Raw genomic sequence first — 14,937 nt, 5'->3', positions numbered from 1 at the left:
CGGTGTAAGCCTACGATACTTACGATGTAAGTCCGAGGCTGGAGGAACCATGGTGGTCGTGCTCGTCGTCGTACTCGCGCTGGTGGCGGTGGTGCCGCTGCTGCTCGCGGTGCTGTGGGCCGGGCTGCGCTGGCAGATTCCGCCGGTGGTGAAGGCGGTGCGGCAGCTCAACAAGCGGGTCACCAACCGCAGGGTCATCGGCACCGCGGGCAGCGAGAGCTCGCACACCGCGGTGATCGTGCACGTCGGCCGCAAGTCCGGGCGCGAGTACAGCACCCCGGTGGATGTGGTGCCCGCCGGTGACGCCTTCGTGATCGCGCTGCCCTACGGCACCACCGCCGACTGGATGCGCAACGTGTTCGCGGCGGGCTCGGCGACCGTCGGCGTGCGCGGCGAGCGGATCGCGGTGGACCGGCCGGAGCTGGTCGAGACCGCCGAGGTGCGCGCGCTGCTACCCCGCGGCGCGCGGGTGATGCTCGGGGTGTTCGGGGTGCGGCAGTGCCTGCGGGTGCACCGGGTGGTTCCGGTTCACGGCTGATTCGATTGCAGTACGTGCGGGCGCAGCCGGTCGAAATCGCGCACCCGCACGCTGCGCAGGTTCTGCGTGCTGAACTCGGGCTCGCCGACCAGCTCGGCGGCCGCGGCGTCGTCGATCAGGGTGGTGCCCGGGCGGGCGACGCCGGTGAGCCGGGCCGCGGCGTTCACCGTCGAGCCGTAGATGTCGCCGAAGCGCTGCAGCACCGGCCCGTAGGCGATGGCGACCCGCAGGTCCGGGGTGCCGCCGACCATCATGGTCGAGTCCTGCAGCGCCACCGCGATCCGCGCCGCCTCCAGCACCGTCTCCGCCGCGAACATCACCTCGTCGCCGACGTTCTTGATCACCCAGCCCCCGTTGTCGGTGACCGCAGCGGCGGCCGTCGACTCGAAAGCCTCGAGCAGCGTTGACAATTCGTCCGGGTGCAGGTGGCGGGTGAGCCGGGTGTAGCCGACCATGTCGGCGAAGCCGACCGCGAGCGTGCGGATGTGGTCCGCGCCCGTACTGCCGTCCAGCGAGCGGGTGACCGCGGCGGCGAGGTGCCTGCGCCAGGTGTAGCGCTGCAGCTCCTCGAAGGCGTCCAGGGTGAACTCGGTTGCCTCGCGCAGCGATTCGGCCGATGCGCCCTCGGCGCGCGCGGCCCTGGCCAGGATCTCGGTGGTGACCAGATCGGCCTGCCACTCGGTGAGCCGGGCCATGCTCTGCCCCAGCGTGCGCGCCGAGGCCGCCACCACCCGCGGATCGGCCGACTGGAACACCGTGAGATCGCGGAACAGCCGGACCGCCGCCACGTCCAGCCCGGTGTACTCGACATCGTCGTCCGAGCCCGCCGGGAAGCCGAGTGCGCTCCAGAGCTTGCGCGACGTCTCCGGCGTCACCCCCGCCTGCGCGGCCACCTCCGCCCTGGTGAAGCGGCGCTCGGCACCGAGCAGATACGACTCCATGATCGAGCGCACCAGCTCGGAGACCTCGGTCGATACCACCCCGACCACCTTACGGTGAGGTCGGATGGTTTGGGGGCGGGCCGGTTCCACCCCGGCCGCGGCCGTCCTGCTCCGCGAGACTGGTCCGATGCCGCCGGAATGCCCCCGGGAAATGCCGGGTCCTGCGTCCTCCACCGCCGACCCGCGTATTCGCGCCCTGATCGCACTCGCCACCGGCGGGGCGGAAGCACGCCTCGAACGCGCGCTCGTCCCGTACCGCTGCGGCACGGCCGAACTCGTCGTGACCCGCGCGCACGGCTTGCCCGCCGCGCTCGCCGGGTACCGGATCCACCCCGGCCACCTCGAACTGCTCCACGTGGCGACCGCGCCGGAGCACCGGCACCGCGGCCTCGCCGCCGCCCTGCTCGACGGACTCCGGCGCCGCTTCCCGGAGCTGCCGATCCGGGCCGAGACCGACGCCGACGCGGTCGGCTTCTACCGCCGTCTCGGCTTCACGGTCACGTTACTGGGCGAGAAGTACCCCGGTGTGGAGCGCTTCGCCGTCTGCTCGAACCAGTGGCGCTCGAGCCCGTCCCCGCAGATATCTCCGTGCTTGCCGGTTCCGGCCCGGATCGGCAGGATGAGCAGCGCCATGACCCTCGAACTCGCGCAGGACAGCCTGGACGGCCTCGCCGTCGGCGACGCGCTCGGCGCCCAGTTCTTCGTGCCGGGGACCTCCTTCGACGAGCTGCGCGCCGGACGGCCACCGGCCCCGCCGTGGGAGTGGACCGACGACACCGAGATGGCCTGCTCGGTCGTCACCGAACTGCGCGAGCGTGGGGAGATCGACCGGGATGCGCTGGCCATGGCGTTCGCCCAGCGGTGCGAGCCGTACCGCGGGTACGGGCCGGGGTCGGTGGTGGTGCTGCACCGGATCAGGGACGGCGTGCCGTGGGCGGTGGCGGCGGGGGAGGCGTTCGACGGGCGCGGGTCGTGGGGGAACGGGGCCGCCATGCGGGTGGCGCCGCTCGGCGCGTTCTTCGCGGGTGATCCGGATCGGGCGGCGGCGCAGGCGGCGCTCTCGGCCGAGGTGACGCATCGGCATCCCGAGGCAATCGCCGGCGCGATGGCGGTGGCGGTCGCCGCGAGCCGTGCCGCGGCGACACGCGGAGAACCGTGCCCCGCAGTGGATTTGCTGCAAGCTGTCGAGCCGTACCTGATAGACGGCGCGACCGCGGAAGGCGTCCGGCGCGCTACGGCATTGCTTGGCAGGTCGGTGGCCGAGGCCGCCTACGAACTCGGCAACGGCGCGCGGGTGAGCGCCGCGGACACCGTTCCCTTCACACTCTGGGCCGCCGCCACCTTTCTCGACGACTACCCGGCCGCCATCACCGCCTGCGTCGAGGCGGGCGGCGACGCCGACACCACCGCCGCCATCGTCGGCGGGATCGTGGCCGCGCACACGGGGCTGCGCGGCGTCCCGGAGCAGTGGCGCGCCGCGCGCGAGCCGCTACCGCGGTGGGTCGAGCACTGGCCCGCGACGCTGCGCACCCGTTCTATGACGCCCGCCGACGGGCAGGCCGTCGCCCGCTGGCGCTACCCCGGCCCGGCGGCCGTCTACGACATCACCGAGCCGCCCATCGGCTATACCGCCGTCGCGGCCCCGGACGGCACCCTGCTCGGCTTCTACTGCACCGGCCCCGAGGCCCGTGTCCCCGGCCTCGCCGCCGTGCCCGGCGTGACCGACATCGGAGTCGGCCTGCACCCGCGCTGGGTGGGGCGGGGGCACGGCCGCGCGTTCGCCGAGACGGTGCTCGCCGCCGTCCGCCGCGAATTCCCGGATACCGCCATGCGCGCGGTGGTGCAGGAGTGGAACGGGCGCAGCCGACGACTCCTGGAGAACCTCGGCTTCACCGCAATCGCCCGGCACGAGGCCGCCGGAATCGGCTACGTGGTGCTGACCGACCGAAAGTAGACTGCCGTCACACCGTGACCCCACTCACACCCGCGCGCCGCGCGCGAAAACGCAGACTTCGCCGCCACGGTCTGAAACGCGGGTGAACGATTAACCGCTTCCGCCAGTCCGTCCCACTCGACCTGGGCGAACGAAAGCGGGCGGCAATCGCCCGGCGCGCGCGACTTCCCAACGTGTGGAAGGGTCATCGCCCGGTGCTCCGCGTGTTCTCGCGCGTCGCATCGCGCGCGGGACGGGTCGGGGCGCCCTGCGCACAGCGCCGGAATTCGGCACGCTGCCAGTGGTGATCGTATTCCGCGAATTCCCGGCAAGCCGGTTCGGCGCTGCCGCCCGCCTCGGTCACCGCACCGCGCACGATGAAGAACGGACACGAACTGTCATGACACGAACCACCTCGCACTCCACCCGCGGCCACCGGGCCGGGCTGCTCACCGCGGGGCTCGCCGCGGCGATGGCCCTGACCTTCGGCGCGGGCACCGCCTTCGCGGGGGTGGACAGCACCGACCGGGTGATCGACGGCAAGCAGCGCACGATCAGCGCGATCCAGGCCGACACCACCATCCGCGCGGTGCCGCCGCTGGACCGCAACCCGCTCACCCGGCAGTGGTTCCACGACGTCACCGCGCAGTTCACCGTCGAGGGCGACAAGGCCGACGAGTTCGCGGGCACCATCAAGATCGGCTACCTGGTCGGCTTCCCGGCCACCGTCGACGGCCGGATCAAGTTCGGCTACACCTCGCCGCGGGTCGGCATCGAGACCGACAACGGTATCCCCGGCCCCAAGCTCGACGTCGACCTGATCCCGACCGTCACCGGCGAGATCGAGACCGGCTTCGGCCCGGGCGTCCGGCAGATCGAGGCGGTCAGCGGCCGGATCACCGGCAGCGAGGGCAGCGTCCGGCTCACCAACTCCATCGGCACCGTCACCGGCGTGATCGGCACCGCGACCGTGCAGCCGTACGTGACCGTGGTCAGCGACACCGGCGACTCGGTCACCACCCTCGGCAAGCCCTACGAGGTGAACTGACCCGTCACCCCTCGGTGAGCACGACGATGCCGGACGGGGCCTCCAGCAGCGCCACCGTGCGCGCGGCGGCCTCGTCCACCTGGATGCGCGGGTGCGCGGGCGGCTCGGCCTCGTAGTACGTGCCGGGCCCGTAGAGCTGGCCGTACCGCAGCACCACCCCGCCGATCTCGAGCACCGCGCGCTCGTGCGCGGCGATGACCGCCGCCCGCCCCGCCGGAGTCCAGGCGATGCTCTGCGCCAGGAACCGGGTGGCACCGGCGGCGGCGACCAGGTTGGCGGTGCCCTCGGTGCGGATCCGGTCGTTGGCGGCGGCGCTCGCGGGAATATCGGCGGCGGCGTCCGGCAGGTCGGTGAGCTGGTGCATGACCAGATCCGGGCGGAACTCGGCGACGGCGGCGGTGAGCGCGGCCGCGTCGTAGACGTCGACCACCACCGGCTCGGCGCCCGCCGCCGCGATCGGCGCGGTGCGCGCGGCGGATCGGGTGGTCCCGGCGACGACGTGCCCGGCCTCGATCAGCAACGGCAGCAACCGGACTCCGAGCACGCCGGTGGCGCCGGCGAGGAAGATGCGCATCGGCCCAGCCTAGAACTCAACGGCGTCCCGGATGAGCGGGCAGGTCATGCAGTGCCCGCCACCGCGCCCGCGCCCCAGCTCGGCGCCGACGATGGTGATCACCTCGATGCCCTGCCGCCGCAGCGCGGTGTTGGTGTGCGTATTGCGGTCGTAGGCGAAGACCACCCCCGGCTCGACCGCGACCAGGTTGTTGCCGCTGTCCCACTGCTGGCGCTCGTTGGCGTAGTAGCCGCCGCCGGTCTCCACCACCCGCAGCGCGGGCAGCTTCAGCGCGGCGGCGACCACCTCGAGGAAGGTGCCGGACTCCTCGACCACCTCGATGCCCGACGCTCGGTCCGACGGGTACAGCGAGACGGTGCGCAGCGCGTAGACGATGTCGGGGAAGACGGTCACCAGGTCGCGGTCGGCGAAGGTGAGGACGGTGTCCAGGTGCATGGCGGCGCGCAGCTTCGGCATGCCCGCGACGATCACCCGCTGCGCGGCGCCCGCGTCGAAGAGCGCCTTCGCGACCTGGGTGATGGCCTGCCGTGAGGTGCGCTCGCTCATGCCGATCAGCACCACCCCGTTGCCGACCGGCATGACGTCGCCGCCCTCGAAGGTGGCGAGCCCCCAGTCCCGCTCGGGGTCGCCCCACCAGATCCTGGCGCTGGTGAAGCGCGGGTGGAAGGTGTAGAGCAGCTTCATCAGCAGCGTTTCGTCGTGCCTGGCCGGCCAGTAGAGCGGGTTGAGCGTGACGCCGCCGTAGATCCAGCAGGTGGTGTCGCGGGTGTAGAGCGTGTTCGGCAGCGGCGGCACCAGGTACTCGCGCACGCCCGCCTGCTCGCGGGCCAGCGCCAGGTAGCCGGAGCGGAACTCGGCGGGCAGGTCCGCGGTGGCGAGCCCGCCGATCAGCTGGACGGCGAGCGCGCGGTCGTCGAGCGTCTCCAGGTAGCGGCGGGTGTCGTCGACCAGGCCGAGCCCGACCTCGTTCGGGACGATGGCGCGGTCCAGGATCCAGGCGCGCGCGCCGTCCTGCGCGAGCGTCTCGGTGAGCAGGTTGTGCAGCTCCAGCACCTCGACGCCGCGTTGGCGCAGCTTCGCGGCGAAGTCGAAGTGGTCGCGCTGGGCGTTCTGCACCCAGAGCACGTCGTCGAAGAGCAGGTCGTCGCAGTTCGACGGGGTCAGCCGCTCGTGCGCCAGGCCGGGCGCGCAGACCAGCACCGAGCGCAGGGTGCCGACCTCCGAGTGCACACCGAATTCCGTCACGGCGTCTCCTTGTCAGATGGTGATGGTTCCGGTCGCCAGTGCCACGATCCCGGCGACCGCCCCCGCCACCGAGACGGCGAGCAGCACCCACTCGGTGCCGGCGAACGGCCGCCTGCCCTGCTCGCGGCGGGTCAGCACGAACAGGATCGAGCCGGGCGCGTAGACCAGGCAGGCGAGCAGCAGGTTGTCCGCGCCTGCCGCGAACACGAGGAACGCGGTGTACAGGGTGGCCAGGGCGGCGACGGCGAGGCCGCGGCCCGGCCGCCCGTCGCCGAGCGCGAGCTGCAGCGCGAACCCGGCGGCGAGCAGGTACGGCACCAGGGAGAGCACGCTGGTGAGTTGCAGGGTGAAGGCGAAGGCGTCCTCGGAGAAGAGCGTGACCACCAGTACCGCCTGGATCATCAGCGTGGTCAGCAGCAGCGCCGCCGATGGCACGCCCTGCCCGTTGCTGCGCGCCAGCCACTTCGGCATGTCGTGGTCCTGCGCGGCGACGAAGAGCACCTCGGCGGCGAGCAGCGTCCAGGCCAGGTAGGCGCCGAGCACCGAGATGATCAGCCCGATGCTGATGAACCAGGCCCCCCACGGCCCGACCACCGACTCCAGGACCGGGGCCATGGACGGCTGCCGGGTGACGGCCAGGTCGGCGCGCGGCAGGATGCCGTAGGCGACCATGGTCACCGAGGCGAAAATGGCGAGCACACTGAGGAATCCGAGCACGGTGGCGCGGCCGACGTCCTCCCGGCGGCGCGCGTAGCGCGAGTAGACGCTGGCGCCCTCGATGCCGAGGAAGACGAAGACGGTGACCAGCATGGTCGAGCGCACCTGCTCGAACAGCGACTCGCTGTACGCCTCGCCGCCCCAGAAGTTGTCGGCGAAGACGCTCGCGTCGAAGTAGAAGAGCGCGATCACCACGAAGCAGAGGATCGGCACCAGCTTGGCGATCGTGACGATCCGGTTGATCGCGGCGGCCTCCCTGACCCCGCGCAGCACCATCGTGTGGAACAGCCAGATGAAGACCGACGACAGCAGCACCGCGGGCACCGTGTTGCCCTCGCCGAAGATCGGCAGCACCTGCCCGAGCGTCGACTTGATCAGCACCCAGTAGGTGACGTTGCCGACGCAGGTGCTGGCCCAGAAGCCGAAGGCGGCGAAGAAGCCGGGGTACTCGCCGAAGCCCGCCTTGGCGTAGGCGTAGATCCCCGCGTCCAGGTCGGGGCGGCGGATGGCCAGCCGCTGGAAGACGAAGGCCAGCATGAGCATTCCGCTGCCCGCGATGGTCCACGCGACGAGCGCGCCGAAGCCGCCGGTGGCCTGGCCGAAGTTGCGGGGCAGCGAGAAGACCCCGGCACCGACCATGGAGCCGACCACCATGGCGGCCAGGGTCGGCAGCGACATGGTGCGGGTCGCGGTCTTGTCGGTGTCCATGGAGCTCCGTGCGGTCCGGGGGACGTGCTGGAGGTCGTCCCGAACTATACGGGAGCGTTGCTGGAAATTCGCTGATTGGCTGAGCCGGCTGACTCCGCGCGCCAGGCGAAGCCCTGCGGGCTGCGCGCCGCGCGCGGGCGTCCGTAGGGTGGCTGGGGTCGGGCGGGAGAAGGGGAGTTGACTGTGACGGTACGCAATCCGTTCGCCGCGGACGGGAGCTGGCCGGATGTGGTGGTCACCGCGGTGGCGGCGACGACCTCGCTGGCGGGCACCGCCGACGAGACCTGGCGCAGGCTGCTCGCGGGCGAGTCCGGGATCACGAAGCTGGACCAGCCGTGGGTCGCCGAGCACGAGCTGCCGGTACGGATCGGCGGTTCGCTGAAGGTGCCGCCGAGCACCGAGCTCTCCCGGGTCGAGCTGCGCAGGCTCGCCTACGTGGAGCAGCTGGCGACGGTGCTCGGCAGGCAGGTGTGGGCGGCCGCGGGCAGCCCGGAGGTGGATCGGGACCGGCTGGCGGTGGCCATCGGCACCGGGCAGGGCGGCGGCGACGCGGTGGTCGCCGCGCGGGATGCGCTGGTGCGGCACGGGTATCGCAAGATCTCGCCGCTGGCGGTGCAGATGATGATGCCGAACGGGCCGTCCGCGGTGGTCGGGCTGGAGCTGAGGGCGCGGGCCGGGGTGGTGACGCCGGTGTCGGCCTGCTCCTCCGGGTCGGAGGCGATCGCGAACGCCTGGCAGATGATCGCCATGGGCGACGCCGACATCGTGGTGACCGGCGGCGTCGAGGGCTACATCGACCCGGTGCCGATCGCGGCGTTCTCCATGATGCGGGCCATGAGCACCCGCAACGACGACCCGGCCGCGGCCTCGCGGCCGTTCGACGCCGACCGGGACGGCTTCGTCTTCGGTGAGGCCGGTGCGCTGCTGGTACTGGAGACCGAGGCGCACGCGCGGGCCCGCGGCGCGACGATCCTGGCCCGGCTGCTCGGCGCGGGCGTCACCTCGGACGGCTTCCACCTGGTGGCGCCGGACCCGGAGGGCGCGGGCGCGGCGCGCGCCATCACCAAGGCGCTGGGCCGGGCCGGGCTGGCGGGCTCCGATATCGGGCACGTGAACGCGCACGCCACCGCCACCCCGATCGGGGACACCGCGGAGGCGTCGGCGATCGCGAACGCGGTGGGCACGCACCCGGCGGTGTACGCGCCGAAATCGGCGCTCGGCCACTCCATCGGCGCCTCCGGCGCACTGGAGTCGGTGCTCACCGTCTTCAGCCTGCGCGACGAGATCATCCCGCCCACCCTGAACCTGGAGAACCAGGACCCGGCGGTTCCGCTCGACATCGTCGCAGGCGCGCCGCGCCGCGGCCGCATCGACTACGCGGTGAACAACTCGTTCGGCTTCGGCGGCCACAACACGGCCCTGGTCTTCGGCCGGGCCTGAGCCGCCCGGCCGAAATGCCCGAGGGCCGCCCGCTGAATCCAGCGGGCGGCCCTCGGCGTCGAACGGGTCAGCCGTCGAGCTTGGCCTCGATCGCCTCGATGATCTTCGGCCGCAGCTCGGCGGCGGAGATGATCGCGTCGACCGAGCCGACCTGGACGGCGCGCTGGATGCTGTGCACCGCGTCGAACTCGGCCGCGACCTGGCCCAGCTTCTCGGCCCGCACCGACCCGCGGAGCTCGTCCAGCTCGGCGGCGAGCGCGGCCCGCTCGGTGCCTGCCAGCGTGCCGAGCTGGTCCTCCCGATCCCGGATCCGGGAGTCGGCGGCGGTGCGCTTGTTCACCTCGTGCGAGAACACCACGGCCGCGGCGGGGGCACCGCCGAGCACGGAGGCGAAGGAGCCCTCCAGCGCCAGCACCGTCATGTTCGGGTTCAGCGTCTTGGAGAACACCACGAAGGCGCCGCCGTGGTACCGGGAGATCACGGTGAAGACGATCGGGCCGTCGAAGTTGACGATGGCCCGGCCGATCTCGGCGCCGTACTCCAGCTGCAGCTTGCGCATGGACTCCGGGGAGCCGTCGAAGCCGGACAGGTTGGCCAGCACCACCAGCGGCCGGTTGCCGCTGGCCGCGTTGATCGCCCGCGCGGTCTTCTTCGCCGACCGCGGGAAGAGCGTGCCCGCGGTGTAGGTGTCCGGCCCGTCGGTGGACGGGAAGCCGCGCCGCGGCACCCCGCGCGACTCGATGCCGACCAGGCAGACCGGGATGCCGCCCAGCCGCGCGTCCTGCACCACCGCGGTATCGGCGTCGGCCATGCCCGCCCAGCGCTCCAGCACCTCGTGGTCCTGGTCGGCGACGGCCCGCATGACGGTGCGGATGTCGAACGGCTTCTTGCGATCCGGGTTCTTGGCCACCGAGAAGATCTCGCCGACCGTGCTGAAATCGCTGTCCGCCGCGGTGTGCGGGAAATCGGAGATGTCGCGGCCGACCGGGTCGGTGGTCGGCACGCGGCGCGGCGACTGCTCACCGGGCGCGATGTAGGTGTGGTCGTAGTGCGCCATCAGCACGTCGCGGGCGGCGGTCAGGTTCGGCGCCCAGTACTGCGCCTGGCCGTTCGGGCCCATGACCCGGTCGTAGCCGCCGATGCCGAAGTTGTCCTCGGCCGAGACGCCGCCGGAGAAGTCCAGCGCCTGCTTGCCGGTGAGCACCATGGCCGAATCCGGCGTCATCACCAGAACGCCCTTGGTGTGCATGAGCATGGTGGCCTCGGCGTTCCAGTACGGCTGCGCGCCGACGTTGATACCGGTGACCACGATGTTGATCTCGCCGCCGTCCTGGGTGAACTCGACGATCCGCTTGAGCGCGGCCGCCACCCAGTCCATGTTCTCGGTGCCGGAGTCCATCGAGATCCGGGCCCCGGAGGAGAGCGCGTACCACTCCAGCGGCACCCGCATCTGCTCGGCCAGGTCCAGCGCCGCGATCACCCGGCGGCACTCCGGCTCGGAGAGCGCGCCCAGCGACTTGATCGGGTCGCCGAGCAGCACCACGCGGGTGACGCCGTCCGGATGATGCGCGGTCTTCGTGCTGACCACGCCCGCGACGATCGCCGCCTTGTTGCGGCCCTTCGGCCGGTCGACCGGGACCAGCGCGTGCGCGGCGTCCAGGTCGTACTCGGCGAAATCGCCCAGCAGGCCGGTGAGTTCGTACGGGTAGACGGTGTTGCGGCTCGCGGCGCGCAGCACCTTCTGCCGGTACTCGTCCAGCGGCTCGACCGCCTCGTCGGTGCGCTCGCCGATGCGCACGGTGGTGCCGGTCTGGTCGAAGCCGATCCGCACCGCGACCTTGACCAGCTCACCGGTCTTCGGCTCGGTGTGCCGCGCGATGATCAGGATCTCCTCCAGCCCGGCACCGGCCGGCTGGATGCGCTCGACGAGCGTGTCCAGCTCGGCCCTGGTCAGGTCGACCGGCGGCCAGATGTACATGACGATCCGGTTGGTGTTGAACTTCGCCGCCGAGCGGCGCAGCGCGCGCGCCCTGCGAATCGAGTCCAGGCAGGCGGCCACGGTGTTCTCGGCGGTGGGCAGCGCGAGCAGCCTGCCCTCGTGGTCGCGCAGCGCCGTCAGGTCGCGGACCTGGGTGAAGGCGACCAGCCGCTCGTCGGCCGGGTTCTCCTTCGCCACGCTGCGGAACAGGTACACCTCCTCGTCGGAGGAGGGCTGACGGGTCAGGTCGAACTTGCGCAGCCTGGTCATCTGCATGCGCTGCGCGATGTGGGGGTGCAGGCCGCGGATGAGCCGTTCCTCGGCCATGCCGGTGGCCGACGGGCGGAACGTGAAGTGGTGGTGCATGACCGCCCCGCCGCTGCCCGCGACGGTGATGGTGATCCGGTGCACCTGGTGCGGCAGCGCCCGCGTCGCGAGCACGTCCTGCAGGACGGCGGCGGTGGCGTCGAAATCCTCCGGCTGCCCCTCCCAGCTCAGGTAGATGTCGGCCTCGATGGAGGCGGCGCCACCGGCCAGCTCGGTGAGCCCGGTGAGCGTGGCGTCCAGCGCGTCGAACCGCACCGCGGCCGAGACCAGGCTCAGCCCCTTGCGCTCGGCGACGACGAAGGTGTTGCCGCCCGCCTGCTGGGTGCGGACGTCGGTGAGCCCCTTGTTGCCGTAGTAGCGCCTGGTCAGCACCTCGAGCATGACGGTGTTGTCCAGATCGCCGCGGCGGACCAGGCGCTGACCCAGCAGCCGGACCAGGGGCTCGGTGCTGCGCACCATCTCCGCGATCCGGTCGGCGCGGTCGGCGGCGGCCGGCTCGGCGTCCAGGTGCCGCAGGTGCTTGCGCACCTTCGTGTAGACCTCGGCGCGGTTGCGCCGCAGCAGCGGCTGGCCGTACCAGGAGTAGACCAGGCCGCGGGCCAGGTCGGCGATGGCGGGGAAGCGCACCTGGGTGGCGCCGACCAGGCGCTCCAGCGCCAGCCCGACCGGCTCGCGCAGCGCGCGCTCCGGGGTCGGCTCGGCCAGCCACTCGCGCAGCAGCGCGGTGATCACCTCGACGGTGTCGGCCGGGCGCTGCTGGGCCAGGAAGATGCGGAAGACCGCGGCCTCCAGGTCGGGCGTGCGGTCCAGCTCGGTGACGCCGTAGTGGCCGAGCGCCTTGGCCAGCTTGACCCGGTAGGGCTCGGGCAGCCCGGCGCGCTCGACATCCAGGCTCTGCATGTAGGTGTGGAAGTGTTCGCGGGCGCTGTGCACGTGGTTGTGCCCGCCGCCGTCCTCCTCGGGGGAGCGGTTCTGCCCGAGCTCGGCGATGTCGGCGAAGACCTCGATGAGCTCGACCTCCTCCGACAGCGGGCGCCGGTTGTCGGCGGCCGCGGCGCGGCGGGCGGCGAGGTACTCGGCGAGCACCCGGCGGTCGTCGTGCGGGTCGACGTCGAAGCCGAGCAGCAGGCTGCGCAGATCCTGCAGCCCGCGCCCGACCCGCTCGTGCGGCTGCGCCGGGACCGGCTGCTCCGGCAGGTCCAGCTCGACGGTCTGCTCCTCGACGACCTCGGCCTCGTCGCCCTCGTCCGCGAGCGGCTCCAGCCGCAGCAGCGGGGCGCCGGTCTCGACCTGGGTGCCGACGGTGACCGCGGACTCCTTGAGCCTGGCCCGGAACGGCGCGCGCAGCACCGTCTCCATCTTCATGGACTCCAGCACCAGCACCGGGGCCCCGGCCTCGACCTCGTCGCCGACCTGCAGCGGGGTCGCGACGACCAGCGCGGGCGCGGGGGAGCGCACGATGCCGCCCTCGGCCCGGCTGATCCGGTGCGTGACGCCGTCCACGTCGACCAGGTGCACGGGGCCGTGCGTGCCGGTGGTGAGCCGGTAGCGGGTGCCGTTGACCACGATCTGGCCGGTGTGGTGGTCGAAGCGCTCCAGATCCACGTCGGCGGTGCGCAGGTCGTCGCCGGCCTCGACGCCGACCCGGAAGCGGTGCGCGCCGATCCGCGCGACCCGCACCCGGTAGGCGACGCCGCGCAGCTCGAGATCGTGCGGGCGGCCGCTCTGGTGCTGCACCTGCGGGCGCCCGCCCGCGGCGGTGGAGAGCAGCCGGTCGCGCTCGACCCGCTCCTCCTCCTCGTAGGCGTCGATGGCGGCGGCGGCGACGGCGACGGTGGAGTGCCGGTGCGAGATCAGCCGGCCCTCGGTGCGCACCCGGTCGATCCAGCCGGTGTCGGCGCTGGCATCGATCACCTCGGGCTGGGCAAGCAGGTCGAGCACGAAGCTCTTGTTGGTGGCGCCGCCCTCGATGACCACGCGGGTCTGCTGCATGGCCCGGCGCAGCCGGCCCAGCGCCTGCTCGCGGTTGCTGCCGTAGGCGATGATCTTGGCGATCATGGAGTCGAAGTCGGCGGGGATGGTGTCGCCCTCGCTGACGCCGGTGTCCACCCGGATGCCGGGCCCCGCGGGCAGGTCGAGCCGGGCGATCCGGCCGGGCGCGGGCGCGAAGTCGCGATCCGGGTCCTCGGCGTTCAGCCTGGCCTCGATGGCGTGGCCGCGCTCGGCGGGCGGGGTGCCCTCGAGCTTCCCGCCCGACGCCACGTGCAGCTGCGCGCGGACCAGGTCGAAGCCGGTGGTGAGCTCGGTGATCGGGTGCTCCACCTGGAGCCGGGTGTTCACCTCGAGGAAGGCGAAGAGCCGGTCGCCGGGGTGGTACAGGAACTCGACGGTCGCCGCGCCGCGGTACCCGACCCGCACGGCGAGCCGCTCGGCCGAGGACTTGAGCTCGGCGGTCTGCTCGGCCGAGAGCACCGGCGAGGCCGACTCCTCGATGATCTTCTGGTTGCGCCGCTGCACCGAGCAGTCGCGCACGCCGAGCGCCCACGCCGTGCCCTGGCCGTCGGCGATGACCTGCACCTCGACGTGCCGCGCGCCGGTGACCAGGCGCTCCAGGAAGACGACGCCGCTGCCGAAGGCGCGCGCCGCCTCCTGCCTGGTGCGCTCGTAGGCGTCGACCAGCTCGTCGCCGTTGGTGATCACCCGGATGCCGCGGCCGCCGCCGCCGGCGGTCGCCTTCAGCATCAGCGGGTAGCCGATCTGCTCGGCGGCGGCGAGCGCGGCGTCGACGGAGTCGACCGCGCCGCGGCTCCACGGCGCCACCGGGACGCCGACCTCCTCGGCGATCAGCTTCGCGCCGATCTTGTCGCCGAGCCGGCGCATGGCGTCGGCGTTCGGGCCGATGAAGGTGATGCCGATCTGCTCACAGAGCTCGGCGAAGGCGGGATCCTCTGCGACGAAGCCCCAGCCGACCCAGGCGGCATCCGCCCCGGTGGCGCGCAGCGCCTGCTCGAGGACCTTCAGGTCGAGGTAGGGGCGGGCAGCGGCCGGACCGAGGTCGTAGGCGATATCGGCTTCGCGCACGAACGTCGCGTTCCGGTCGACATCGGTATACAGAGCGACGGTCTCGATGGGTACCGCCGTCTCCGCGGCCAGGTCCCGGACGGCGTGGATGAGGCGCATGGCGGCCTCGCCCCGGTTCACGATGGCGATGCGGCTGAACACTCGACGAATCCTTCCTCTCCTGAGATCGGTACGGTGGGCGAGGGGGACGCGCCTCCCGAGTGCGCCCAGTGTGCACCCTACGGTGCCGTAACCTCACGCCGATCTGCGGTTACCCGTGCGTATGTTGTCTTTTCTATCGCCGGGGAGTGACGTTTCGCAGCGTAGGCGCACGGGTGGCCGGGCGGAACCCGCCGAGCGCGGTTTCGCTTCCCGGGCGCGTCCTCGTTCCCCCGCGGGCGCGGATGCTCGCGCCCGCGACCCGTCTT

9 protein-coding genes are annotated in these 14,937 nt (G+C 72.3%); 4 read left to right on the top strand and 5 right to left on the bottom strand.

What is annotated here, in order from left to right; all coding sequences use genetic code 11:
- Positions 1-49: 49 nt before the first annotated feature.
- A complete protein-coding gene (locus tag LTT61_RS05040; protein ID WP_233018760.1) occupies positions 50-538 on the top strand; it encodes a nitroreductase family deazaflavin-dependent oxidoreductase in 489 nt (162 codons plus the stop codon).
- Here the strand turns inward: LTT61_RS05040 and LTT61_RS05035 are convergent.
- The gene (locus tag LTT61_RS05035; protein ID WP_233020877.1) at positions 529-1,479 is read right to left on the bottom strand and encodes an adenylate/guanylate cyclase domain-containing protein; all 951 of its coding nucleotides are present in this window, start codon (positions 1,477-1,479) and stop codon (positions 529-531) included. The genes LTT61_RS05040 and LTT61_RS05035 overlap by 10 nt on opposite strands.
- Positions 1,480-1,630: 151 nt before the next feature.
- Here LTT61_RS05035 and LTT61_RS05030 point away from each other — a divergent pair, with 151 nt between their 5' ends.
- Positions 1,631-3,433 carry a GNAT family N-acetyltransferase gene (locus tag LTT61_RS05030; protein WP_233018759.1) on the top strand — a complete coding sequence of 601 codons (1,803 nt, stop codon included), beginning with the start codon at positions 1,631-1,633 and terminating at the stop codon, positions 3,431-3,433.
- A gap of 379 nt (positions 3,434-3,812) precedes the next feature.
- On the top strand, positions 3,813-4,460 hold the full coding sequence (locus tag LTT61_RS05025) for an MspA family porin (RefSeq protein WP_233018758.1): 648 nt from the start codon (positions 3,813-3,815) through the stop codon (positions 4,458-4,460).
- 4 nt (positions 4,461-4,464) lie between these two features.
- Here LTT61_RS05025 and LTT61_RS05020 read toward each other — a convergent pair whose 3' ends face one another.
- From LTT61_RS05020 to LTT61_RS05010, 3 genes are read right to left on the bottom strand one after another with little or no spacing between them, the layout of a single operon-like run.
- Positions 4,465-5,034 (bottom strand): NAD-dependent epimerase/dehydratase family protein, encoded by a 570-nt coding sequence (locus LTT61_RS05020; RefSeq protein WP_233018757.1) that lies wholly within the window; start codon positions 5,032-5,034, stop codon positions 4,465-4,467.
- A 9-nt stretch (positions 5,035-5,043) separates the two neighbouring features.
- A complete protein-coding gene (locus tag LTT61_RS05015) occupies positions 5,044-6,279 on the bottom strand; it encodes an arginine deiminase (RefSeq protein WP_233018756.1) in 1,236 nt (411 codons plus the stop codon).
- A gap of 12 nt (positions 6,280-6,291) precedes the next feature.
- Positions 6,292-7,704, bottom strand: a complete 1,413-nt coding sequence (locus tag LTT61_RS05010; protein ID WP_233018755.1) for a basic amino acid/polyamine antiporter — start codon at positions 7,702-7,704, stop codon at positions 6,292-6,294.
- Positions 7,705-7,881: 177 nt separating this feature from the next.
- Between LTT61_RS05010 and LTT61_RS05005 the strand changes: the two genes are divergently transcribed.
- Positions 7,882-9,144 carry a KasA/KasB family beta-ketoacyl-ACP synthase gene (locus tag LTT61_RS05005; protein WP_233018754.1) on the top strand — a complete coding sequence of 421 codons (1,263 nt, stop codon included), beginning with the start codon at positions 7,882-7,884 and terminating at the stop codon, positions 9,142-9,144.
- Between the two features lie 67 nt (positions 9,145-9,211).
- On the opposite strand, the gene LTT61_RS05000 is transcribed toward LTT61_RS05005, so the two are convergent.
- Positions 9,212-14,671 (bottom strand): carboxyl transferase domain-containing protein, encoded by a 5,460-nt coding sequence (locus LTT61_RS05000; RefSeq protein WP_233018753.1) that lies wholly within the window; start codon positions 14,669-14,671, stop codon positions 9,212-9,214.
- Positions 14,672-14,937: the final 266 nt, after the last annotated feature.

The organism is Nocardia asteroides (assembly GCF_021183625.1).
In the GTDB taxonomy this organism is placed as follows: domain Bacteria; phylum Actinomycetota; class Actinomycetes; order Mycobacteriales; family Mycobacteriaceae; genus Nocardia; species Nocardia asteroides_A.
Note: the sequence above shows the minus strand (reverse complement) of the source record. Positions and strands in the feature narration are given on the sequence as shown.

Coding starts and splice junctions, on each gene's coding strand:
- LTT61_RS05040 (WP_233018760.1), top strand. CDS start 50: ATGGTGGTCGTGCTCGTCGTCGTACTCGCGCTGGTGGCGGTGGTGCCG.
- LTT61_RS05010 (WP_233018755.1), bottom strand. CDS start 7,704: ATGGACACCGACAAGACCGCGACCCGCACCATGTCGCTGCCGACCCTG.
- LTT61_RS05035 (WP_233020877.1), bottom strand. CDS start 1,479: ATGGAGTCGTATCTGCTCGGTGCCGAGCGCCGCTTCACCAGGGCGGAG.
- LTT61_RS05025 (WP_233018758.1), top strand. CDS start 3,813: ATGACACGAACCACCTCGCACTCCACCCGCGGCCACCGGGCCGGGCTG.
- LTT61_RS05030 (WP_233018759.1), top strand. CDS start 1,631: ATGCCGGGTCCTGCGTCCTCCACCGCCGACCCGCGTATTCGCGCCCTG.
- LTT61_RS05020 (WP_233018757.1), bottom strand. CDS start 5,034: ATGCGCATCTTCCTCGCCGGCGCCACCGGCGTGCTCGGAGTCCGGTTG.